The following is a 22,045-nucleotide window of genomic DNA, read 5'->3' on the forward strand; positions in this document are numbered from 1 at the left end:
GCTGTGCCGTAGCGTCCGGTGGGTGACGGTGACGCGCTCCCTGATTCTGTTCGTGGTCGCCGCGCTCGCCGAGATCGGTGGTGCGTGGCTGATCTGGCAGGGTGTGCGCGAACACCGCGGCCTGCTCTGGATCGGCGCCGGGATCATTGCGTTGGGGGCGTACGGCTTCGTCGCCACCCTCCAGCCGGACCCGAACTTCGGCCGGATCCTGGCCGCGTACGGCGGGATCTTCGTAGCCGGCTCGCTGGCCTGGGGTGTCGTCGTCGACCGGTTCCGGCCGGACCGGTGGGACCTGCTCGGCGCCGCGATCTGCCTGGCCGGCGTGGCCGTGATCATGTACGCACCGCGTGGCCGCTGACGCGGGCGTCAGTCCTCGGTCAGCGGCGTGCGCGCGATCACTGCGGCCGCCAGCAGCTGGGCGTGCGCCGGCCGGCCCGGGTCGAGCCTGGTCAGCTTGGACACGCGGTTCAGGCGGTAGTCGAGGGTGTTCGGGTGCACGTGGAGCTCGGCGGCGGCCTGCCGGCGGTTGTGCCCGCTGCGCTGGTAGGCGAGCAGCGTCTCCACCAGGTGCGGGTGCCCGTCCAGGCAGTCCAGGATGCGGGCCAGCCGGTCCCTTCCTGGTCCCGGCCGGGTGAGTTGGTACTCCAGGAGCACGTCGGTGAGGACGTACGCGCCGGGCGGCCGGCCCAGGGCGTACGCGAGGTGGGCGATCTCGTCGGCCTGGTCCACCGCGTCCGGGATCGCGGCCAGCCCGACCGCGCGTTCGGCGCCGACCAGCACCGGTGCGGTGAGCGCCACGCCCAGGCGCTCGGCCAGCGAGGTGAGCCCCAGCTCCAGCGACGGCAGGGTGTCGCCCGGCGCGGGGAGGAGCGCGACGCCGCGACGCGCGTCGAGCACGCTGAGTACGGGCGTTCCGGCGTAGGCGTCCAGCTCCTCCTGGATCAGGTGACCGACCTTCTCGGCGGTCACGTCGGCCGGGCCGCCGATGGTGAACACCAGCACCAGGTGGTTGGTGGTGAGGCTGATCCCGGCGCGCTCGGCGTGGGCGGACGCGGGTTCGCCGGCCAGGAGCGCCCTGGTCAGCGCCCGCCGGGCGGTGTTCTCCTCGTCGTGGAACTCCTGGTGCCCCTCGACGTACCCGCTGGAGACCGCGGACGTCACGGAGCGTAGGTACGCCAGCAGGTGCTCGCTCCACCGGCGCAGCTCGCTCTGGTCGGCCGCCGAGACGACCTCCTCCCAGCCTGTACGAGAGCTCAGGTGGTACGCGGAGAGCAGCTCGGCGAGGGGTACCTCCGCGCGGGCGTGGCGGGCGGCGTCCTCGCGTACCTCCGCGAGTTCGGCCTGGGTGGGCAGCCGGTGCTCGTCCGCGGCGCGGAAGTAGCGGTGGACGTTCTCCTCGATCACCGCGGCCAGCTCGTCCCGCGATCTGCCGGTGGGCGCTTGCCCGGGGGTGGCCGGCGAACCGGCGTCCGCGTCCTGAGGCGGGCCGTGCTGACGCGCCCGGGGACGGGACCGGGCTGCCGAACCGGTCTTCGGACGCTCGAAGACGACGGTCGGCACCTCGGCCGCCAGCTCGTCCAGGGCGCGCCGGGCCGCCGCGGCTCCCCGCGATGTCCACCGGCCCTCAGGCGCGCCGTTCACCCCGCGATTGTCAACCGTCACAAAGGGGCCGTGCAAATCAGGCGATTCCTGAGCGGCGTCCGCGTATTCTCTGCATACTGATCACCGTCATGGGGACCCCCGACTGCCGGCCGGGCGGCGACGGGGACCACGTGACGCGGTAGGCACATCCACGACGAGAAGCAGTGCGGCGGCGGATGGGTCGCCGGAACCGGCCTCGCGCCGGCCACGCCGACCCGTCGCGCAGGGAACAGGGATCCGCGGCCCGCGCCTGAGGAGACCACGGCATGAAGGTTGCACTCGGAGACCGAATACGCACCACGGTCGAGATCCGCAGCGGTTTCCAGGTCATCGAAACCGGCACCGAGGGAGTCGTCTTCGACACCCACGACAAGCCCGACCGGTCCTATCTGATCGACCTCGGCGCGGACAGTGACGTCCGCTACACCGTGCTCTTCCCCGGGGAGTTCGAGGTGATCGCGAAGGCCACGCGGTCCGGCTGCCCCGAATCCGAGGCGGCCGACGCGGCTGGCGCGGCCACTCAGGCTGGCGCGGCCACTCAGGCCGGCACGGCCCCGGGCACGGGCTCCAAGACGGGCAAGCCCAAGAAGGCGCCCGTCCCCGCTACAGCTGCCCGCCGCTAGCGCGTTTTCGGACGGCCGACGGCGTCGCTTCGTCGGCGCCGCCGGCCCAGCCGCGCCCTGGGTGAACCAGGCCAAATCATGGCCGCGCTTCAGCGCGTACGGCTGGGAAATCCAGCGCCGAAATCGTTGATCTGCCGTACCTGCTCCGGCTCTTACCGCGGGTCCAGCTCGGTCAGGGCCATGCGAACGGGGTCAGTGCAGCGGCCGGCCAGCCCGTTTCAGCTCGTAGAAGCCCGCCCGTGGAAGCCATCGAACTTGTAAGTCACAAGCGGCCCACCCAGTCCGGTGGGATGTACCGGACGAAGGCGTCTTCCCGTCCTTCGATGCCGTCCTGTATCGCCTCCCGATATCCGGGCCGGGCGTAGGCCATGGCCCGTAGGCGCCACTGTTGCAGGAGGGTCCTCACCTGCGTGAACCGGGCAAGATCGTGTGCTGCATCGAGGGCCAGGTCATACTCGGCCCGGAACTGGGCGCGATGTGACACCGGAAGTAGCTCGAAGATCGCGGCCGGATCTTCCCCAGGGTCCGGCGATCCAACAGGCTCCGAGGGTTCGGCAGTCATGCGTTCAACTTACAGCGCAGCCTCGGTCTGTTCCGCGAGCGCCACAGCCCAGCCTGGGAGGGCATCGTCCATCGGAACGAACTCGTCGCGCCCGTTCTCGCGTACTGCACGCTCTGCCTCCTCGAACGCGGGACTGGAGGCCGCACGGGCGTGCAGCCTCCAGGTCTGCCGGCTCGGTAGGCATGCGCCCGAATCCAGAGCGCGCCACCGACAGTGGCCTGCGGGCAGAGCATCAGGACGAGGACGGCGGCCGTGGCTTGAAGCGGCGAACCTCCTGGGGCCAGCCGCACGCCTCCGCGATCTTGCCGGCCCACAGCCTGGCCGCCTCGTCGTCGGCCACGTCCACCACGGTGAATCCGCCCAGGAACTCCTTGGTCTCGACGTAGGGCCCGTCGGTGATCATCAGGGTGCCGCTGGTCGTATCGGCGCTGAAGGCCTTCTCGGGTTCCTCCTCCAGCCCGCCGGCGAAGACGTACACGCCGGCAGCCTTCATCTCGTCCACGACCGCCATGCCGAGCGGCCCGCGCCCGCGGAACCACTCCTCGGTGTGGTCGCCGACCCACTGCTGGTTGAAGAAGATGAGGTACTCGGCCATGGTTGCTCCTCCCGCCCTGGCGGACCAGGTGTCCGCCTGCACCCCCTCGACGAACGGCGAGAGGCGAAATCGACACGATTATGCGGGGAACGGCGGGCCCGACGTCGGCGAGGACGACGGCCGGGGCACTCGTGGCGCGCCTCGGCTCCTCACAGCTGTCTGACGGTCCACGCGTCGTCGTACTCCGGGTGGCCCCGGTACGCCTCGGCGATCAGCCGGAGCGCGGTCAGGTATCCGTCGCGGACCGGGCCTGGCTGCGCGTATCGATACAGGTCGAGCAGCCTGCTCGCGTTCGGCGAGGCGGCTCGACAGGAAGTCGGTCAGGCACGGCCGCCCGTGGATCGCTCCGCGTCCCATTGCGGTGGCGAGCAGTGCCGCGCACACGACGAACGAGATATGGAGCGTCATCACGGGAGCAAGCGTCCCGCCCATCCCGCGGGCTGCCTACGGGCCCTCGGGCCCGCGGCGGTCAGGACCAAAGTCCCGATCTGGTCTCCGCGGGCGATGCTCCTGGCCTCGGTAGTCGAGGCCTCATGCGGGGAACGGCACGCCGGTGTTGGCGTGGCAGCGGTAGCCGTGCGGATTCTTCGCCAGATACTGCTGGTGCCCGTCCTCCGCGAGGTAGTACGTCGGTGCCGGCGCGATCTCGGTGGTGATCTCGCCGTACCCGCGGTCGGCGACCGCCTTGCCGTACGCCGTGCGTAGCTGTTCGGCGACCTCGGCCTGCTCGGGCGTCGTGTAGTAGATCGCCGAGCGGTACTGCGTACCGATGTCGTTGCCCTGGCGCATTCCCTGCGTCGGGTCGTGCACCGTGAAGAACGTCCTGACCAGATCTGCGTACGACACCCGCGCGGGGTCGAAGACCACCCGCACCGCCTCGGTGTGCCCGGTGCGGCCGGAGCACACCTCCTCGTACGTCGGGTTCGGGGTGACGCCGCCGGCGTACCCGACCGAGGTGGACCACACGCCCGGCAGCTGCCAGTAGATCTCCTCGGCGCCCCAGAAACAGCCGAGGCCGAACACCGCGACCTCGTAGCCGTCGGGCACCGGGCCCTCCAGCGGGTTGCCGAGCACGAGATGGCTCGCCGCGACCTTGAAGGGGCGCTCGGGCCGGCCGGGCAGTGCGTTCTCTGGGCTGGGCATCTCGGCCTTTCGTCGGAACAAGCTCATGGGCCACCCTCTCCTCGCTGCGACCTGCGTACTCGACGGGGCGTTCCGGGACGGGATTCCCCGAATGGCTCAACGCGGGCCCGCGGGTACCGAATTCCCCGACCGCGATTCCCTGCCGCGGGGCACGGGGCACGGACTCCCGCGGCGTGGCGCTCGACCCAGGTGGAAGTCGCGGGCGGGCGTAGCGCAGGATCGTACGGTGCCCAACGATCATGGCCAACCGTATGGCGATCATGGCCAACCGCCCAGCGATCACGAACCACCGCCGAGGGACGCATCCGGTCCGCTGGCCGCGCTGCGTACCGGCCGACTCGGTCGCCGACTGCCCCAGTTGTACGCCGGACTGGCGTTGTACGGCATCTCGATGGCGCTGCTGATCCGTGGCGACCTCGGCCTGGACCCGTGGGACGTCTTTCACCAGGGCCTGGCCGTACGCATGCCGCTGTCGTTCGGAACGATCGTGATCCTGGTCAGCCTGGCCGTCCTGCTGACCTGGATCCCGCTGCGCCAGTGGCCCGGGCTGGGCACGGTGAGCAACGCGCTCCTCGTCGGGGTCGCGGTCGACCTCACCCTCGCGGTGCTGCCGGCCCCGGACCCGATGGCTGCCCGGATCGCGTTCATGCTCGGCGGGGTCGTCCTGAACGCCGTCGCCACGGCCGCCTACATCGGTGCCCGCCTCGGGCCGGGACCTCGGGACGGCCTGATGACCGGTCTGGTCCGGAAAACCGGGGGATCGGTCCGGGTTGTCCGTACCTCCATCGAGGTCGTGGTCCTCGCGGTCGGCTGGCTGCTCGGCGGCACCGTCGGCATCGGCACGGTGGTGTACGCGCTCGGGATCGGCCCACTCGTGCACGTGCTGCTGCCGCGACTCACCGTGCCGACCCGGCCTGGTCCCCGCCGGCCGGCACCGTCCCGGATAGCCTCGGGGTCATGAGCGAGCAGCACCGCGGCTTCGAGACCCAGGCCATTCACGCAGGTCAGGAGCCCGACCCGGCAACTGGCGCGGTGATCACCCCGATCTTCGCCACCAGCACCTACGCGCAGGACGGCGTGGGCCGGCCTCGGCAGGGCTATGAGTACTCACGTACGCAGAACCCCACCCGCGGCGCGCTGGAGGAATGCCTGACCGCGCTGGAGCAGGGAGTACGCGGGTTCGCGTTCGCCAGCGGCATGGCCGCCGAGGACACCCTCCTGCGGACCGTCTGCCGGCCCGGCGACCACGTGGTCATCCCCAACGACGCCTACGGCGGCACCTACCGGCTCTTCTCCAAGGTCGCCCAGCCGTGGGGGGTCGAGCACACGCCCGCGCACGTGTCCGACGTGACGGCGGTCCGGGCTGCCGTCCAGGCCCGGCCGACCTCCGTGGTGTGGGTGGAGACGCCGACGAACCCGCTGCTCTCGGTCGCCGACATCGCCGCCCTGGCCGACGTCGCGCACGAGGCCGGCGCGCTGCTGGTGGTCGACAACACGTTCGCCTCGCCGTATCTCCAGCAGCCGCTCACGCTGGGCGCCGACGTCGTGGTGCACTCGACGACGAAGTACTGCGGCGGCCACTCCGACGTCGTGGGCGGCGCGCTGGTCGCCGCCGACGCCGAGCTCGGCGAGCGGCTGGCGTTCCACCAGAACTCCATGGGCGCGGTGGCCGGGCCGTTCGACTCGTGGCTGGTGCTGCGCGGGTTGAAGACTCTTGCCGTACGGATGGAACGCCACTGCGACAACGCCGAGCGGATCGCTTCCTTCCTGCAGGCCCACCCGAAGGTGCGCCAGGTGCTCTACCCCGGGCTGCCCGAGCACGCGGGGCACGAGGTCGCGGCCAAGCAGATGCGGCGGTACGGCGGCATCGTGTCGTTCCGGCACGCCGATGGTGCCGCGGCGGCCGCAGAGGTCTGCGAGCGCACGCGGGTGTTCACCCTCGCCGAGTCGCTGGGCGGCATCGAGTCGCTGATCGAGCACCCGGGCCGGATGACGCACGCCAGCGCGGCGGGTTCGCCGCTCGAGGTGCCCGACGACCTGGTGCGGCTCTCGGTGGGCATCGAGACCGTCGATGACCTGCTGGAGGACCTCGCCCAAGCCCTCGGCTGAGTTTTCTCCCTGCTGTCCGGTCCGAAGGCCGGACGCGCGGCCGGCACTCGCGACCGAGAAAACGTAGACACATCCCCTTTATGTGTAGGCACTTTCTCCCGCCAATCGGCCGGTGAGCCTCCTCTACGCTGGGCCGATGACAGGCGACCGGCTTGATCTCGACCAGCTCACCGAACGCGCGATGCGGGTGCACGCCCTCTACGACGAGCTCAACCAGCGCGAACGCGGGCGCACCTGGAACCGCGAGGAGTTCATGCTCGGCTTCGTCGGCGACGTCGGTGACCTGGCCAAGCTGGTGATGGCCCAGGAGGGCGCGCGGCACATGCCGGGCGGCCGGGAGGCGCTGCACCACGAGCTGGCCGACTGCCTGTGGTCGGTCCTCGTGCTCGCCAGGCTGTACGACGTCGACCTGGACACGGAGTTCCGGCGTACGATCGGCGAGCTGGACGAGGCGATCTCCGCCCGGCTGGCGGACCCGCCGTCGAGCGCGCCGTGAACGGCTCCACACGGATCCTGTGCGTCGACTTCGGGTCGACGTTCACCAAGGCCGCCCTGGTCGACGTGACCGTCGGGAGCCTGGTTGCCACCGGCAGCCATCGCACCACCATCGGCACCGACCTGATGGAGGCGCTGGACGTCCTGCGTACCGACCTCGCGAAGGCGACCGGTGACGAACCGACCTGGCCGGTGCGGGCGTGCTCGAGCGCCGGCGGCGGCCTGCGGATCGCGGTCGTCGGCAACGAGCGACTGGTGACGGTCGAGGCCGGCGAACGCGTCGCCACCTCCTCCGGCGGCCGGGTGGTCCACGTGGCGGCCGGCGTCCTCGATTCCGCCGCGGTGACCGAACTGGCGGCAGCGGCACCCGACCTCGTCCTGCTGGTCGGCGGCACCGACGGTGGCAACACCGCGGTGCTGCGGGCCAACGCGCGGGCGCTCGCGGCCGCGGCCCCGACCTCCACCGCTCCGGTCGTCGTGGCCGGGAACGCCGTCTGCGGTGCGGAGGTGGCGCGGGTGCTGACCGACGCCGGGGTCGCGGCGGTGGTCACCGACAACGTTCTGCCGCGTATCGGCGTGGTATGCCCGGACCCGGCCAGAGCCGCGATCCGGGACATGTTCGTCCGGCACGTGATCGGCGGGAAGCACCTGTCCCGGCGGGAGGAGTTCGCCCGGATCGTCGTGGGTGCCACGCCCGACCTGGTGCTGCGCGGGGTGGAGGTGCTGGCCCGCGCCCGTGGGGTGCCGGGCGTGGTCGTGGTGGACGTCGGCGGCGCCACCACCGACGTGCACTCGGTGGTCGAACCCGATCCGGAGGACGCCGGGCTGGGCCGGGAGGTCGTCGCCACCCTGCCGGTCAGCCGCACCGTCGAGGGCGATCTGGGCCTGCGGTGGAACGCGCCGGAGATCGTACGAGCGGCCGTCAAGGCGCGCTTGCTCGACGAGACGGACGAAGCGGGAGGCAAGCCCTATGCCGCGGAGCTGACAGCAGAAGCCGAACGCCGCAAGGAGGATCCGGGGTTCGTCGCCATGACGCAAGAAGAGGTTGACATCGACGTACGCCTGGCAGAACTCGCCGTCAAGCTGGCCCTGCGCCGGCACGCCGGACGGTCCCAGGTGGTCACCGGTCCGGCGGGACCGACGGTGGACCGCGCCGGGAAGGACCTGCGCGAGGTGGGCCTGCTGGTGGGGTCGGGCGGGCTGCTGCGGCACGTGGACCCCGAGCTTGCCCGGAAAGTCGCGGCGACCGGGCTGGCCGGAGCCGGCGGGCACGGCCGGCTGCTTCCCGAGCGTCCGGACCTCGCGGTGGACCGTGACTACGTCCTCGCGGCCGTCGGCCTGCTGGCGCCCGACCACCCGGACGCGGCCGCCGCGCTCGCCGCCCGGCTGGCGTCGGCCGTACGACCGTGAACGCCCACTCGCCGGTCCGGGCCCGGCGCGGTAAGACTGGCGCATGACTTCTGTCGCGGACAACTCCCCGGGCCTGCGAGTCGGCGTCAAGCTCGCACCCCAGAACACCACGGTCGACCACCTGCGCCGCGTGTGGAAGCTGGCCGACCAGGCCGGCTTCGACAGCGTTTGGAACTTCGACCACTTCGCCGCCATCCACGGTGACCCGGAGGGCGACGTGTTCGAGGGCTGGACCCTGCTCGCGGCGATGGCCGAGAGCACGCAGCGGGTGCGAATCGGCTGCATGGTCACCGGCGTCACCTACCGCCATCCGGCCGTCCTGGCGAAGATGGCGGTGACCGTCGACCACCTGTCCGGCGGCCGGCTGGAGTTCGGCCTGGGTGCGGCGTGGGCGGAGATCGAACACGCCATGCTCGGCATCGACCTGGGCAGTGTGAAAGGCCGCCTGGACCGGTTCGACGAGGCCTGTCAGGTGATCAGGTCGCTGTGGACCGAGCCGAAGACCACCTTCCACGGCGAGCACTACCACCTCACCGACGCGCTGGCCAACCCCAAGCCGGTGCAGAAGCCGGGGCCGCCGCTGTGGATCGGCGGCAGCGGGCGCAAGCGGACCCTGCGGATCGTCGCGCAGTACGCCGACGCCTGGAACGCCGCGGGCGGCTCCGTCGAGGAGATCGCCGAACTGTCCGGGGTGCTCGACCGGCACTGCCACGACGTCGGCCGCGACCCGGCGCAGATCCGCCGTACGGTCCAGATCCGCGCGGACGAGGGCACCGACCACCTGCTGCGGCAGGCCGAGGCCTACGCCCGGGTGGGGATCGGCGAGGTGATCGTCGTGGTCCGCGGCGACGACGCCGTGGCGCGGGCGGAGCAGGTCGCCGAAGTCCTGCCCAAGCTGCGCTCGGTCGGCTGAGGGCGTGCCGAGGTTCGCGAGCGGACCGCCGGCTCGGCGTGGTCAGGCCTCCCGGCGAAGCCGGTAGTACGCGGTGTCGGTGCGGGCGCCACCGCCGGTCCCTGCGGACGGTGGCGGCGCACCGCACGACACCGCGACGTACCCCTGATCCAGTGCGGACTCCAGCGCGTCGCGTACCGCGGCCCGAACCTGTGCAGCCCTGCCCGGCTCCGGCTCCGCCCGCGACCACGTCCGTGGTATGCCGAGCAGCAGGTCGTCCCCGGCCGGGACCGACTCGCCCCACGCCGGCAACCGGTCAGCAGCCAGGCCCGCTGCCGGACCCACGACCGGACCCGCGACCGGACCCGATGGCGGTGACGGCGCGCCGGTCAGGTCCCACTCCACGACCAGCCGGTCGGTGGGCTCGGCGGCGCCCAGCCCGTGGGTGTCCGGGCCGTAGAGGTTCCGGACGAACCACCGGCCCTGCGCGCCCAGCACGTCCAGGTTGAAGTGCGCGTTGCGGGCGCGGACCGGGTCGTAGGCCCAGCGCATCCGGGTGAGTCCGGTGGCCAGGACGTACTCCCGCTGCCCCTGCTTCAGCGCGCGCCCGACCCCGCGTCCCTGCCAGTCCCGGCCGACCATGGCGGCCTGGGAGTAGTGGTAGACCTCGCCGGTCACGGGGTCCCGGCCGACGTAGCCGTACGCAAAACCCACCAGTGCGTCTCCGGCGTACGCACCGATCACCGAGCCGCCGTTGCGGGGCAGCCCGGCGAGCAGCCGGGGACTCACCGCCGGGTCGCCGGGTCCCAGGTCCAGCACCGTCCGGTAGAGCTCGACCGCCTCGGGCAGTCGCGCCGGGTCCTCGATCGGCCCGACCCTGACCGCTCCTGGCTCGCCCGCGCTGGTCGGGTTCATGTCGTTCGTCACCACGAGTAAACCTGCCCCGCCGCGGTGTCCTGCAAAGGCCGTGAACCAAGGTGTTCGGCACGCGATCATGCACTGCGAGTTCTTGATCGACTCCGCTAGGCTGCGCGAGATCTTGTTCCTTTCCGCGGTCCTGGTCCCGGTTCCCGGCCGAGGGTCGCCCGACGCCCGGCCGCGTGGAGCGCCCGGAAGCCGGAGGATCCTCAGTGCAGACGAACGAGTCCCGGGCACACGGCGCCCTCGATGCGATGTTTCGCGAGGAGTCGGTGCTCGACCTGTACTCGTGGGGCAGGTGGCAGGTCCCCGACGGCCTGGTCGCCGCGTTGACCGAACGCGTGGACGCGCTGGCCGAGGACCCGCGTGCGGCGCTGCTGGTCGTCGACGAGCACCCGGACCTCCGTACGCCGGTGCCGGCCCTCGTCGCCGACGTGCTCGGCATCACCGCCTTCCTGTGCGGTGACGTCGCGGTCCGCTCCGGGTCTTTGCTGCGGCTGGAGCACGACCTGGTGAGGTCGCACCACGCCGACGCGGCGGGTGGTCGCGGCGGGCCGGGTGACCCCTACGCCGGGTGGGTGGCCCCCGCGGCACCGTGGCGTCCACCGGGCGGTGAGCTGTTCCGGGCGGCCGGCGACGACCGCGGCCTTCGCCGGCTGGCGTGGGAGCTGACCGTGGAGATCCTGCGGGCGCTGGCGGGGATCGAGTCCCTGGAGACCCGGCGGCAGGCCTTGCTGAAGCTGTACGACCACGCCGCGGCCGACCATGACCTGGTGGAGGCGACCCTCTCCGCGCCGAGTGTGCCGTCGGGAGTGGCTCGGCTGCGGGAACACTGGGCTGATGCGGCCGAGGACGACCTCGTGGCCGAGCTGCCCGAGCTCACCGGCAATGTCGGCTACCTGAGCTGGATCGTCGACGGCTGGTGCGCGGCGCACGAGCTGCTCGCCGCCGCGGTGCCGGGTGGGGACGACCTGTGCACCGCGTCCTCCCGCCTGCTGGTGCAGGCCGGGCTCACCACCGTGCCGCCCGAGCTGGCCGTCGGCGTACGCGGTGATCTGTACGCACAGGTGGGTGCGCGGCTTCCCGACGACGTGCGCACGTGGGACGCCACGGACTGGCGTGGTCAGGTGCGGTCCTGGCTGGCTCGGGCGCTGGTGGCCGGGGAGTTCGACGCGGCGCGGACCTGGCTCGACCTCGCGGTCCGGCTCACCGGTGTGGTCCAGGGCCTACCCGGCGACGCGGTGACTCCGGAGCCGTGCGTGGTTCCGGTGGGGGAGTTCCAGGACGACGTACGCCGGCTGTTCCGGGTCCGGCGGGTACGCCATCCCCTCACCGGCGTGGTGGCCGCACCCACCTGGCTGGCCACGGAAGACGTTTTCCCGCCGGTCGGGCGCAGCAACGGCCAGGTACGCGGGACCACGGCCGGAGGGCCCGATCCGGCTGAGGGGACCGGCGGCGAGGAATCGGGGCCGGGTGAGTCGGGGCCGGGCGAGGCGCCGGACGTTGCGTCGGCTGATGCGGGGGACCGGTCCGCCGGATCGCTCCTCGCACCCGCGGACGGACCGGCGTGCGCCCGGGGCTCGGCGCTGGCGCAGGCGACCGCGATGATCGACCGGATCGTGGGGCAGCCCGCCTTGGTCGCCGTGCTCCGCGAACTCGTGGACATGCCCGCGCAGGACCTCCGGCTGCTGGTGACCGGGCCGCCGGACGTGGGCACCGACCTCGCGGTCGACGTACTCGCCCGGCTGATGACCCTGCGCGGCTTCGACGGGACCGCGGTGTGGCTCCACCACGAGCAGTTCGCCCTGCTGGACGCCGACAGCGCGGTCGCCCAGCTCCGGGACCGGGTGGAGGGCTGCGACGGCGAACGCCTGATCGCCATCGACGGGCTCGACCGGCTGGTGAGCTACGAGCGGATCGGTCAGCCGCTGGCGCAGGAGCTGCACCGGCTGATCAGCGCGCACGGCGCGCAGGTGCAACTCGTCGCGTTCGGCGGCCCGGACGGCTACCGCCGGCTGGTCCACGCCAGCCCGTCCCTGGCGGCCTGGTGGCGGGTCGTGCGCACGCGCGAGTTCGCGGCCGGCGACTTCGCGGTGCTGTTCGGCCGCGCGCTCGACCGGCGCGGGGCGACCACCACGCCCGACGCGCTCCTGGCGGCCGGTGACCTGCTGGCGGCGACCCGGGCGTCGGTGACGTCGCGGTCGGGTTCGACCACCGGGACGGAGCCGGGGGAGGCCGGCCGGTACGCCCAGCCGGTCGACGAGGTGCACAACGCCGGACTGGCCACCCGGCTGGCCGACCTCACGGTCGCCGCCGCCCGCCGGCGGACGAACTGGGCGACCTCGCCGGTGGTCGACGTCGTCGACCTGCCGGCCGACGACCCAGAGCCGGCTGAGGCCGAGCCAGCGGAGACCGAGCCGGCTGAGGCCGGGTCAGGGGATGCGGAGTCAGCAGGCGCCGAGGCGCCGCGGCATGTCCAGGGAGCCGAGCTCGGACGCTGAACGTCCTCAGGACTCGGCGCAGACGCCGAGGAAGTTCTCCCAGCTGTCGGCCAGCCGGACCGTCAGCTCGACCGGCCGCGCCGACGCCTCACCGCCGGTGAACCGCATCGTCACCATGGCCGCGCTGTCCAGCGGGACCCGGCAGTCGTTCGCCCGGAAGTCCAGCGGGATGGTCCGCTCCTCGCCCACCGGCACCAGTCTCGGTTGCCCCTGCCGCACGGGGTCCGGGCCGGCGGAGTCTCCGCTGGGAGAGACGACTCGCACCGAGGGGGCGGCGGTGACCACGGTGTCTCGGTAGGTCAGCGGCCGGCCGCCGACGTTCTGCACCGTGACGAACACCAGCAACGAACTCGGGCCGGCACCCCTGACAGGCCCGGTGTCGACCAGGCGGGGACGCCCGGTGCCCTGGTCGGTCGTACAGACCGAGGGCAGCAGGCCACTCTGCACGCCGAGGGACATCCGGAGCGTGCTGCCCGCGCCGCCGGCGCCGACCACTCTCAGCGGGACGGCGACCTCACGCTCACCGGCGGCCAGGGCGTCTGCGCAGTCCCGCACCTTCCAGTACAGCGAGAACCCGCGTTGTCCGTGTCCCGGCAACCGGATCGACCGCCACTCCACCCTGCCCTGGACCGTCGGGTCGGCCGCGCCGTTCACCCCGGCGAACTCCAGGCCCGGCAACGCCGACGGCCGCGGCGCCAGGACGACCTGCGGGTCGCCGACCCGGCTCCGGACCGTGACGTCGACCCGGGTGGTGAAGTTGTCGACGAACCGCGGCCGGCTCACCCGGACGTCCGCATCGGGCGCGGTGAGCCGGGTCAGCGCCAGCCAGCCGACTACCAGGGCGGTCGCCACGGCCAGGGCGAACCGCACCCAGCGCGGGAGCCGGCGGCGGGGTGAGCCGACCTCGGCCACGTCCGCGTCCATCCCGTCGCCGGGCGCCGGACGCCGTGCGTACGGATCGCTGTCGTACGCCGGTCCGCCCCGGGGGTCCGGATCGCGGGAGCGGGCGCCGGGGGAGCCGTCGCCGTACGACCTGCCCCGGTCGGAACGGGATTCCTCGGCCGGCGGAGGAGGGTCGCTGACCGGCGGTGGCAAACGGTCGGGCCTGGCGGGGCCGTCGTACCACTGCATGCGCGAAGCCTCCTCGTCGCGCCGACCCGCGTCGGCCCGGAACCCGGGCACCGTCGATGCCGGCGCCGGTCGTTCGGCCTGACGGGTCAAGGAGGCCGCTGGGCCGAAGCTTCGTCCTCATGTCCGGCGTTGGCAAGGGACCGGGCAAGATGCGTGCATGACCGACCTGGAAGCCGGCCGCCCGGCTAACGCACGTACCGAACCCGTTCTCGCCGTCGACATCGGCGGGACCAAGATCGCCGCCGGGGTGGTCGACGCCGATGGCCGGGTGCTCGTGAGTGATCGCGCGCCCACGCTGGCAACCCACGACGACGACGCGGACGCCATCTGGGCACGGCTGCACGCACTGTGCGAGTCGGTCCTGGACGCCGCCGGCCGGCCGGCGATCCAGGGAGTCGGTGTGGGCTGCGGCGGGCCGATGCGCTGGCCGGAGGGCGCGGTCTCCCCGGTCAACCTGCTGCCGTGGCGGGACTTCCCGCTGCGCGCCCGGCTGGCCGCGGCGTACCCCGGCCGACCGGTCCGGGTGCACAACGACGCCGTGGCGGTCGTGGTGGCCGAGCACTGGAAGGGCGCGGGGCGGGGCGTGGCCAACATGCTCGGCATGGTCGTGTCCACCGGGGTCGGCGGCGGCCTGATCCTCGGCGGGCGACTGGTCGACGGCGGCAGCGGCAACGCCGGGCACGTGGGCCACATGGTCGTCGACCCGGACGGCCCGCCGTGCGGCTGCGGGTCCCGCGGCTGCGTGGAGGCGTTCGCGCGCGGACCGGGCCTCGCGGTCTGGGCCCGTGAGCAGGGCTGGCGGCCGAACGACCCGACGGCGAACGCCCGGGACCTCGCCGACGACGCGCGGGCCGGCCACAAGGTGGCCCGGGCCGCGTTCGAGCGGGCCGGCTGGGCACTCGGTCTGGGCATCGCGTCCGCCGTCGCGCTGTGCGACGTCGAACGCGTCGTGCTCGGCGGCGGGGTCTCCCAGGTCGGGCCGCTGCTGTTCGAGCCGCTGGAACGCACGCTGCGGGAGTACGCCCGGATCGAGTTCGCCCGGCACGTGAAGGTGGAGCGGCCCATCCTCGACCAGGACGCCGGCATCGTCGGCGCGGCGGGCTTCATCCTGCGCGGTGACAGCTACTGGTCCGCCGACTGAGATGGTGGGGGGATGCACACTGCGATGGCGGACCCGAAACGGGCATGTTGTCGCCTTCGTCTGTCGGGTAGGAACCCGTGGTGATCAACGAGGGTAGGGGCACGGAGTCCGGCGACGGTGCCGCGGGCACGACCGGGGCGGCCGCGCCCGGCGGCACGTCGCGCGGTCGGTTGCTGAGCGCGGTCCGCCGCCTGCGGCCGGGGCGCTCCGGGGCCCGCGACCACGCCGACCAGGCGGGCCAGGCCGGCCAGGCCGGTCAGGCGGGCCAGGTGGACTCGGAGACCGACTCCACGCGGGCGTCCCAGAGCGAGCACTCCGCGGACCGCGCGGAGGTCGTTCCGCACGGCCTGCGGGTGGCCAGCGAGTGGACGTGGCGACTGCTGCTCCTCGTGGCGGGCGGGCTCGCCATCGGTTACGTCCTGATCCAGCTCAGCGTCGTCGTGGTGCCCGTCTTCATCGCGATTCTGGTGACGGCGCTGCTGGTGCCCGCGACCGGGGCGATCAGCAAGGTGGTCCCGCGCGGCCTGGCGGCCTTCCTCACCCTCCTTGGGCTCTTCCTCGTCGTCTTCGGGCTGCTCACTCTGGTGGGCCAGCAGATCGCGGTCGGTTACCAGGGCCTGGTCAAGCAGGTGGTCAGCGGCTTCGCCGAGATCCAGTCCTGGCTCGTCCACGGGCCGCTCCACCTGTCGCAGTCGGAGATCACCCGGACGTTCAAGAACCTCGGGCAGGCTCTGTCCACCAAGCAGGTCACCGCCGGCGCGCTCCAGGTGGGTACGACCGTCGGCCACGTGGTCGCGGGCCTGTTCATCGCGTTGTTCACGACGTACTTCCTCCTCTACGAGGGCGAACGCATCTGGGCCTGGCTGGTCCGCCTGCTGCCACGCTCGGGGTGGGAACGCGTCGACAACGCCGCCCGGCAGGGCTGGGTGTCCCTGACCGCCTTCGTCCGGGCGACCGTCCTGGTCGCGCTGGTGGACGCGGTGGGCATCACCATCGTCGCGGTGGTCCTCCGGGTCCCGTTCGCGCTGCCCATCGGTGTGCTGGTGTTCCTCGCCTCGTTCGTGCCGCTGGTCGGTGCATTCGTCTCCGGCTCCGTGGCGGTCCTGGTGGCGCTGGTGGCGCAGGGGCCTGTCGTGGCCGCGCTGATGCTGCTGGGGGTGCTCGCCGTCCAGCAGATGGAGGCGCACCTGCTGCAGCCGTTCCTGATGGGGCGGTTCGTCCGGCTGCACCCGCTGGCCGTCCTGCTGGCGATCGCGGCCGGCGGCTACCTGTTCGGCATCGTGGGCGCGTTGTTCGCGGTGCCGCTGACCGCGGTGACGAACGGCGTCGTACGCAGTGTCGCTGCCGACACGCGGTCCCGGCGGCCGAGACCGCCCTCCGACGCGTCCACCGAGTCGGCCGCACCTCCGGCCGAACCACCGCCCGCGGGCGAACCGAGCTCGCGGGACGTGCCGTCGGCCTCGGAGGCGCCGCCGCCCGGGCAGGTGCCGCCGAGGCCGAAGGCGACGACCTCTCCGCCACCCGGCGAGGAAGTGGCACCCCCGGGGGAGGAGCCACCGCCGCCGGAGGAGCCGCGCACCGACAGGTGAGCCGCGGCGAGTCCCCGCGTACGACGAAGGAGCCCCGGCCGGCCGGCCGGGGCTCCTTCGCGTGTGTCTACCTGCTCGTCGTAGGAGCTGCTCAGTGCGTGATGCTCGGAGCGAACTCCGCCTCGACCTCGCCCGTGGTCTCCGCCGGCGGGCGACCGGTGGCCAGCGGAAGCTCCTTGAGGAAGAACGCGACCGCCATCGCCACCAGCGCGAACGGCGCACCGGTGAGGAACACGTCGTGCAGCGTACGGACGAACGCCTCGATCACCGGCGCCTTCAGCTCCGGCGGGAGCTTCTGGATCGCGGTGACGTTCTCCACCGCACCGGCCGGGATCCTGGCGGCCGCCGTCGGCGGCAGCACCTCCGCCAGGTGGGTGCCCAGCCGGCTGGTGAGGATCGCGCCGAACACGGCCGTGCCGAGCGCGCCACCCATGCTCCGGAAGAAGGTCGTCGCGCTGGTGGCGGTGCCCATGTCGCGGAAGTGCACGGAGTTCTGCACCGCCGTCATGATCGTCTGCATGGTGAGGCCCAGGCCGAAGCCGAGGACGTACTGGTAGACCCCGATCGTCCACATCGAGGACCCCGAGCTCAGCCGCGACAGCAGCCACACCGCCAGCGCCATGAACAGCGCACCCAGGATGGGGTAGATCTTGTACCGGCCGGTCTTGCTGATCAGCCGGCCCGAGCCGATCGAGGACGTGAAGATACCGGCCACCATCGGCAGCATCGCCAGCCCGGACGCGGTCGGGGACAGGCCGTGCACCACCTGCAGGTAGAGCGGTAGGTAGATGATCGCGCCGAACATCACGAACCCGGCGATCAGGCCGAAGACGTTGCTGATCGAGAACACGGAGTTGCGGAACAACCGCAGCGGAAGGATCGGCTCCGAGGCCCGCGACTCGACGAACACGAACACCACCGCGAGGGCGATGCCGGCGCCAAGCAGGCCCAGCGCCCCGCCCTCGGTCCAGCCGTACGACTGACCCCGCCAGGACAGGTAGAGCAGGATCGAGGAGACCGAGGCGACGATCGTGGCCGCGCCGAGGTAGTCGATCTGGTGGTTGCGCCGGACGGTGGGCATCCGCAGGGCGTACGTCGTGACGACCAGCGCGGCGATGCCGATCGGCAGGTTGATCCAGAAGATCCACCGCCAGCCGGGACCGTCGGTGAACCAGCCGCCGAGCAGCGGGCCGGCGACGCTGGAGATGCCGAACACGGCACCGAAGTAGCCCTGGTACCGACCGCGCTCACGCGGCGGGATGATGTCGCCGATGGTGGCGAAGGCCAGCGCCATCAGGCCGCCGCCGCCGAGTCCCTGGATCGCCCGGAACGCCACCAGTTCGGGCATGTTCTGCGCGAGGGCGGCCAGCACCGAGCCGACCAGGAAGGTGCCGATCGCCGCCTGGAAGATCAGCCGGCGGCCGTACAGGTCGGAGATCTTTCCCCACAGCGGGGTGGAGGCGGTGGAGGTCAGGAGGTACGCCGTGACCACCCAGGACAGCTTGTCCAGGCCGCCGAGGTCGCTGACGATGCGGGGCAGCGCCGTGCCGACGATGCTCTGGTCGAGCGCGGCGAGCAGCATGCCGGCCATCAGGCCGCCGAGGGTGATCAGGATCTGCCGGTGGGACAGGTAGGAGGGGCCGTCGGTAGACGCGGGGATCGTTTCCGCGCCGGCCGACGGCCCGCGTTGGGGTTCGCTCATCGAAACAGCACTCCGTGTGACTTGGTGTTGCCTGGTGAACCAGTGCCTGGTGGCCGGCGCGCGGTGGCGCGCCGGTGAGTCGGCTCTGTGTCGGTGAAGTCTTGGTGGGGCCATGGCGGCGTCCTCCGGGTCAGGGCCCAGGCGGCGTGGACGTCTCGGCCTCCAGGTCCTTGGCGAGTTGGTCGAGCAGCCGCTCGAGGGTGTGTACGTCGTCGGCCGGCCACTGGGACAGCACGGCGTCGAGTCGGGCGCGCCTGCGGGCGGCCGCTTCCTCAAGAACGCGGTTGCCGATCTCGGTGACCGAGACCAGTGCGGCCCGGCGGTCGTCGGGGTCGCTGGCCCGTCCGAGATAGCCGGAGGTCTCCAGTGCGCGGACGTGCCGGCTCACGGTCGACACGTCGAGCTGCACCTGACCGGCGAGATCGGACAGCCGGGTCGGCCCCGAACACGCGACGGTGTGAAGAACGTAATGCAGAGCGGGCTCGATCGGCGCGTCATTTCCGCGCTTGACCAGGCGCACCAGCCGCATCAGGGCGACCAGGAGTATCTCCGGCGCCGGAGTGGAGGCGGTGGTGGGTTCGCCGGTCTGGGCGGAACTGCCAGTTGCTTGCACGCCGCAAGTATACGGGTTTGCATGCGCCATGCAACCATTACCGAAGGCTGTCCGGGCCTTGCTCACGGTGGCGCCGTCCGGGGCCTGATGAGCGCTCGCGGAGTACGACCGGCATGCCCCCGCTCGGCCGCAGGGTGACCGCCGCCTGCGGCCTGACCCGGTGCCCCGGCGGGACCTGGGGCGCCCACCGGCGGGCGAGCGTGGCGAGGACGAGCACTCCCTCGGTCCAGGCGAAGCCCAGCCCCACGCAGATCCGGGCGCCCAGGCCGAACGGCAGGTACGCCGCCCGCGGCTGGCCCGGTACGCCCTCGCCGAACGCCCCGTCGGAGCCGATCCAGCGCGCGGGTGCGAACGCGTCCGGAGCCGCCCAGAACCGCGGGTCACGATGCAGGGCGTACTGGCTGGTCACGCACAGCGATCCCGCGGGCAGCGTCCAGCCGTCGAGCTCCACGTCCACGAGCGTGCGCCGGCCGAGGATCCACGACGGGGGATAGAGCCGCATCGCCTCCGCGAGCACAGCCCGGGTCCGCGGCAGCCGGTCCAGGTCGGCGTAGGTCAGCCGGGCCGGGTCGGTGACCACCGCGTCGATCTCGGCGTGCAGCCAGGCGGCCGCCTCCGGGTTCCGGTCCAGCAGCCACCACGCCCACGACAGCGCGCTCGCCGTGGTCTCGTGCCCGGCCAGCAGCAGTGTCATCACCTCGTCCCGGACGGCGGCGTCGGCGTCGGTCTCGCCGTCGGCCCCGGCGTCGGATCCGCCGCCTGTCCCGGCTGCGCCTGCGGACGCGTCGAGCAGGGTGGACAGCAGGTCGGGGCCACGCGGGCGGTCGCGGCGTTCGGCGATCATGGTCCGCACCAGGGTGTCCAGGCGGTCCACGGCGGCGAACAGCCTGGCCCGGCCGCGGGTGGGCACCGACAGCAGCAGGTCCGCGCCCGGCAGCATCCGCCGCGAGAACCCGTCCATCAGCTCACCCAGCGCGTCGGCCACCTCGGCGCTCCGGCCGCGCAGGTCGGTGCCGAACAACGTCTCGCCCACCACCGCCACCGTCAGCGCGGACATCTCCCGGGCCAGGTCGACCTGCAGACCGTCCCGCCAGCCGGCCGCACGGTCGCGCGCCGCCCGCACCATCACCGGCGCGTACGCCCGCAGCCGGTCGCCCTGCAGCGCGGGCTGGACCAGCCGCCGCTGGGAGCGGTGCCACTCGCCCTCGCTGGTGAGCAGGCCCTCGCCCAGGAGCATCCGGATCCGCTCCAGCGTCCGGCCCTTGCGAAGGTCCCGACCCCGGGTGACGAGGAGTTCGTGCACCAGGTCGGGATGGCTGAGGACGTAGACGTGTTCGCCGCCGAGCCGCAGATGGGCCAGCCGGGGATGTCTGTGGGCGATGCGGAGGAAGTACGCCGGCGGCTCGCGGTGCAGGGCGAGACCGGCGTACAGCAACGCACCGGGCGGACCCGGCGGCCGGGCCACCCGGACGGGCCTCCCCGGCAGGTGGGCCGGCCGGAGTCGTCGGGGTTGTCCGTCCTCGCGCGGTTCGGTGCGGTCGGAGGGAGGGCTGGTGGCCATGTTCTTGTTCTACGTGCTTTCCGGGTCGCCGGGCGCACAGTCGGCGCGACCGGCCGGGTGTCAGACTGCGGCCATGACCGCTGCCGGCCCCCACAACAGCTCCCACGACAGCCACCATGGCGGCCCCAACGGCGGCCCCAATGGCGGCCCGGACCTGGCTGCCCTGCTCGCCGACATCGAGGACGCCGAACGCACCCTGCGCGGGATCGCCCGGACCACGCCGATGGAGGCGTCGCGCTGGCTGGCGGACCGGGTGGGCGGCCCGGTGCACCTGAAGTGCGAGAACCTCCAGCGGGCGGGGTCGTTCAAGATCCGCGGCGCGTACGTGCGGATCTCCCGGCTGAGCCAGGCGGAGCGCGCCCGCGGCGTGGTGGCGGCCAGTGCGGGCAACCACGCTCAGGGGGTCGCGCTCGCGGCCCGGCTGCTGGACACCCGGGCCACGGTGTTCATGCCGTTCGGCGCGCCCATCCCGAAGGAGGAGGCCACCCGCTCCTACGGCGCCGACGTGCGGTTCCACGGCCACACCATCGACGAGGCGCTGGTCGCCGCGCGGCAGTACTCCGAGGAGACCGGGGCCGTCTTCATCCACCCGTTCGACCACGCCGACATCGTGGCCGGGCAGGGCACGCTCGGCCTGGAGATCCTGGAGCAGTGCCCGGACGTCGGGACGGTCCTGGTGTCGACGGGTGGCGGTGGACTGGTCGCCGGAATCGCGGCGGCGCTGGCCGGGCGCGGCTCGAAGGCGCGGGTCGTGGGGGTGCAGGCGGCCGGCGCGGCTGCCTACCCGCCGTCACTCGCCGCCGGGCACCCGGTCCCGGTGGAGCGGATGCAGACCATGGCGGACGGGATCGCGGTCGGCTGCCCGGGCGGGGTGCCGTTCGAGGTCGTACGGCGCTGGGTCGCCGGCGTGATCACCGTCTCGGAGGAGTCGCTGTCGCGGTCGCTGCTGCTGCTCCTCGAACGCGGCAAACTGCTGGTCGAGCCCGCGGGGGCGGCGGCCGTCGCGGCCGCGCTGGATGCCCCGGGCGCGTTCGAGCCGCCGGTGGTCGCGGTGCTGTCCGGGGGGAACATCGACCCGCTGCTGCTGATGCGGGTGCTCCGCCACGGGATGATCGCCGCCGGGAGGTACCTGTCCCTGCGGGTGTGCGTGCCCGACCAGCCTGGTGGGCTGGCCGCGCTCCTGCGCCAGCTCGCCGAGGTGGACGCGAACGTGCTGGACGTCGTACATCAGCGCACCGGCGCCGGCCTGCACCTCGGCGACGTCGACGTTGCCCTGCAACTGGAGACGCGGGGGAAGCATCACCGGGAGGAGATCCTGCACCGACTGCGATTGGCCGGCTACACGGTCAACTTTTCGTAGGTCACTTTTCAGGATCTATAAAGGCGACCTTGACACTCCATGAACGGCGGAGTGGAATC

At 72.6% G+C, this 22,045-nt stretch carries 20 protein-coding genes; 11 read left to right on the forward strand and 9 right to left on the reverse strand.

The annotated features are described in order from the left end of the window. Nucleotides 1-22: 22 nt before the first annotated feature. Entirely contained in the window at nt 23-358 is a 336-nt protein-coding gene (locus tag F4554_RS06945) for a YnfA family protein (RefSeq protein WP_179786623.1), read from the forward strand. An 8-nt stretch (nt 359-366) separates the two neighbouring features. On the opposite strand, the gene F4554_RS06950 is transcribed toward F4554_RS06945, so the two are convergent. Continuing rightward, nucleotides 367-1,641, reverse strand: coding sequence for a helix-turn-helix domain-containing protein (locus F4554_RS06950; protein WP_179786624.1), 1,275 nt, complete (start codon nt 1,639-1,641; stop codon nt 367-369). Between the two features lie 266 nt (nt 1,642-1,907). Here F4554_RS06950 and F4554_RS06955 point away from each other — a divergent pair, with 266 nt between their 5' ends. Continuing rightward, nucleotides 1,908-2,264 (forward strand): hypothetical protein, encoded by a 357-nt coding sequence (locus F4554_RS06955; RefSeq protein ID WP_179786625.1) that lies wholly within the window; start codon nt 1,908-1,910, stop codon nt 2,262-2,264. A gap of 262 nt (nt 2,265-2,526) precedes the next feature. Here the strand turns inward: F4554_RS06955 and F4554_RS06960 are convergent, their stop codons facing one another. From F4554_RS06960 to msrA, 3 genes are all read right to left on the reverse strand, one after another. Then, entirely contained in the window at nt 2,527-2,826 is a 300-nt protein-coding gene (locus F4554_RS06960) for a DUF6247 family protein (protein WP_179786626.1), read from the reverse strand. A gap of 232 nt (nt 2,827-3,058) precedes the next feature. Next, complete coding sequence (locus F4554_RS06965; protein WP_179786627.1) at nt 3,059-3,421, reverse strand: YciI family protein; 363 nt, start codon at nt 3,419-3,421, stop codon at nt 3,059-3,061. 531 nt (nt 3,422-3,952) lie between these two features. Beyond that, nucleotides 3,953-4,591, reverse strand: a complete 639-nt coding sequence (gene msrA / locus F4554_RS06970) for a peptide-methionine (S)-S-oxide reductase MsrA (RefSeq protein ID WP_179786628.1) — start codon at nt 4,589-4,591, stop codon at nt 3,953-3,955. Nucleotides 4,592-4,790: 199 nt separating this feature from the next. Between msrA and yczE the strand changes: the two genes are divergently transcribed. The 5 genes from yczE to F4554_RS06995 all read left to right on the forward strand — a co-directional run bounded on the left by yczE (nt 4,791) and on the right by F4554_RS06995 (nt 9,491). Beyond that, complete coding sequence (yczE, locus tag F4554_RS06975; RefSeq protein ID WP_337795907.1) at nt 4,791-5,525, forward strand: membrane protein YczE; 735 nt, start codon at nt 4,791-4,793, stop codon at nt 5,523-5,525. Further along, the gene (locus tag F4554_RS06980; RefSeq protein WP_179786629.1) at nt 5,522-6,673 is read left to right on the forward strand and encodes a cystathionine gamma-synthase; all 1,152 of its coding nucleotides are present in this window, start codon (nt 5,522-5,524) and stop codon (nt 6,671-6,673) included. Before yczE ends, F4554_RS06980 begins: the two co-directional genes overlap by 4 nt. A gap of 136 nt (nt 6,674-6,809) precedes the next feature. Further along, a complete protein-coding gene (locus F4554_RS06985) occupies nt 6,810-7,169 on the forward strand; it encodes a nucleoside triphosphate pyrophosphohydrolase family protein (RefSeq protein ID WP_179786630.1) in 360 nt (119 codons plus the stop codon). Continuing rightward, nucleotides 7,166-8,578: a glutamate mutase L gene (locus F4554_RS06990; RefSeq protein ID WP_179786631.1), complete on the forward strand. Its 1,413-nt coding sequence runs from the start codon at nt 7,166-7,168 to the stop codon at nt 8,576-8,578. Before F4554_RS06985 ends, F4554_RS06990 begins: the two co-directional genes overlap by 4 nt. 43 nt (nt 8,579-8,621) lie before the next feature. Then, nucleotides 8,622-9,491, forward strand: coding sequence for an LLM class F420-dependent oxidoreductase (locus F4554_RS06995; RefSeq protein WP_179786632.1), 870 nt, complete (start codon nt 8,622-8,624; stop codon nt 9,489-9,491). Nucleotides 9,492-9,533: 42 nt separating this feature from the next. On the opposite strand, the gene F4554_RS07000 is transcribed toward F4554_RS06995, so the two are convergent. Continuing rightward, on the reverse strand, nt 9,534-10,400 hold the full coding sequence (locus F4554_RS07000; RefSeq protein ID WP_179786633.1) for a GNAT family N-acetyltransferase: 867 nt from the start codon (nt 10,398-10,400) through the stop codon (nt 9,534-9,536). 200 nt (nt 10,401-10,600) lie between these two features. On the opposite strand from F4554_RS07000, the gene F4554_RS07005 reads away from it, so the two are divergent. After that, nucleotides 10,601-12,889 carry a hypothetical protein gene (locus tag F4554_RS07005; RefSeq protein WP_179786634.1) on the forward strand — a complete coding sequence of 763 codons (2,289 nt, stop codon included), beginning with the start codon at nt 10,601-10,603 and terminating at the stop codon, nt 12,887-12,889. A gap of 6 nt (nt 12,890-12,895) precedes the next feature. On the opposite strand, the gene F4554_RS07010 is transcribed toward F4554_RS07005, so the two are convergent. Further along, a complete protein-coding gene (locus tag F4554_RS07010; RefSeq protein ID WP_179786635.1) occupies nt 12,896-14,020 on the reverse strand; it encodes a hypothetical protein in 1,125 nt (374 codons plus the stop codon). Between the two features lie 157 nt (nt 14,021-14,177). Between F4554_RS07010 and F4554_RS07015 the strand changes: the two genes are divergently transcribed. Both F4554_RS07015 and F4554_RS07020 read left to right on the forward strand, forming a co-directional pair. Next, nucleotides 14,178-15,161 (forward strand): ROK family protein, encoded by a 984-nt coding sequence (locus F4554_RS07015; RefSeq protein ID WP_179786636.1) that lies wholly within the window; start codon nt 14,178-14,180, stop codon nt 15,159-15,161. 80 nt (nt 15,162-15,241) lie between these two features. Continuing rightward, nucleotides 15,242-16,750 carry an AI-2E family transporter gene (locus F4554_RS07020; protein ID WP_337795908.1) on the forward strand — a complete coding sequence of 503 codons (1,509 nt, stop codon included), beginning with the start codon at nt 15,242-15,244 and terminating at the stop codon, nt 16,748-16,750. Nucleotides 16,751-16,841: 91 nt separating this feature from the next. Here F4554_RS07020 and F4554_RS07025 read toward each other — a convergent pair whose 3' ends face one another. From F4554_RS07025 to F4554_RS07035, 3 genes are all read right to left on the reverse strand, one after another. Then, nucleotides 16,842-18,452, reverse strand: coding sequence for an MDR family MFS transporter (locus tag F4554_RS07025; RefSeq protein WP_179786637.1), 1,611 nt, complete (start codon nt 18,450-18,452; stop codon nt 16,842-16,844). A 130-nt stretch (nt 18,453-18,582) separates the two neighbouring features. Then, nucleotides 18,583-19,065, reverse strand: a complete 483-nt coding sequence (locus F4554_RS07030) for a MarR family transcriptional regulator (protein ID WP_179786638.1) — start codon at nt 19,063-19,065, stop codon at nt 18,583-18,585. A gap of 37 nt (nt 19,066-19,102) precedes the next feature. Then, nucleotides 19,103-20,626, reverse strand: coding sequence for a cytochrome P450 (locus F4554_RS07035; protein WP_179786639.1), 1,524 nt, complete (start codon nt 20,624-20,626; stop codon nt 19,103-19,105). A gap of 73 nt (nt 20,627-20,699) precedes the next feature. Here F4554_RS07035 and ilvA point away from each other — a divergent pair, with 73 nt between their 5' ends. After that, complete coding sequence (gene ilvA, locus F4554_RS07040) at nt 20,700-21,986, forward strand: threonine ammonia-lyase (protein ID WP_179786640.1); 1,287 nt, start codon at nt 20,700-20,702, stop codon at nt 21,984-21,986. The last annotated feature ends 59 nt before the right edge of the window (nt 21,987-22,045 follow it).

Origin of the sequence: Actinopolymorpha rutila (genome assembly GCF_013407855.1) — a bacterium.
Lineage (GTDB): Bacteria > Actinomycetota > Actinomycetes > Propionibacteriales > Actinopolymorphaceae > Actinopolymorpha > Actinopolymorpha rutila.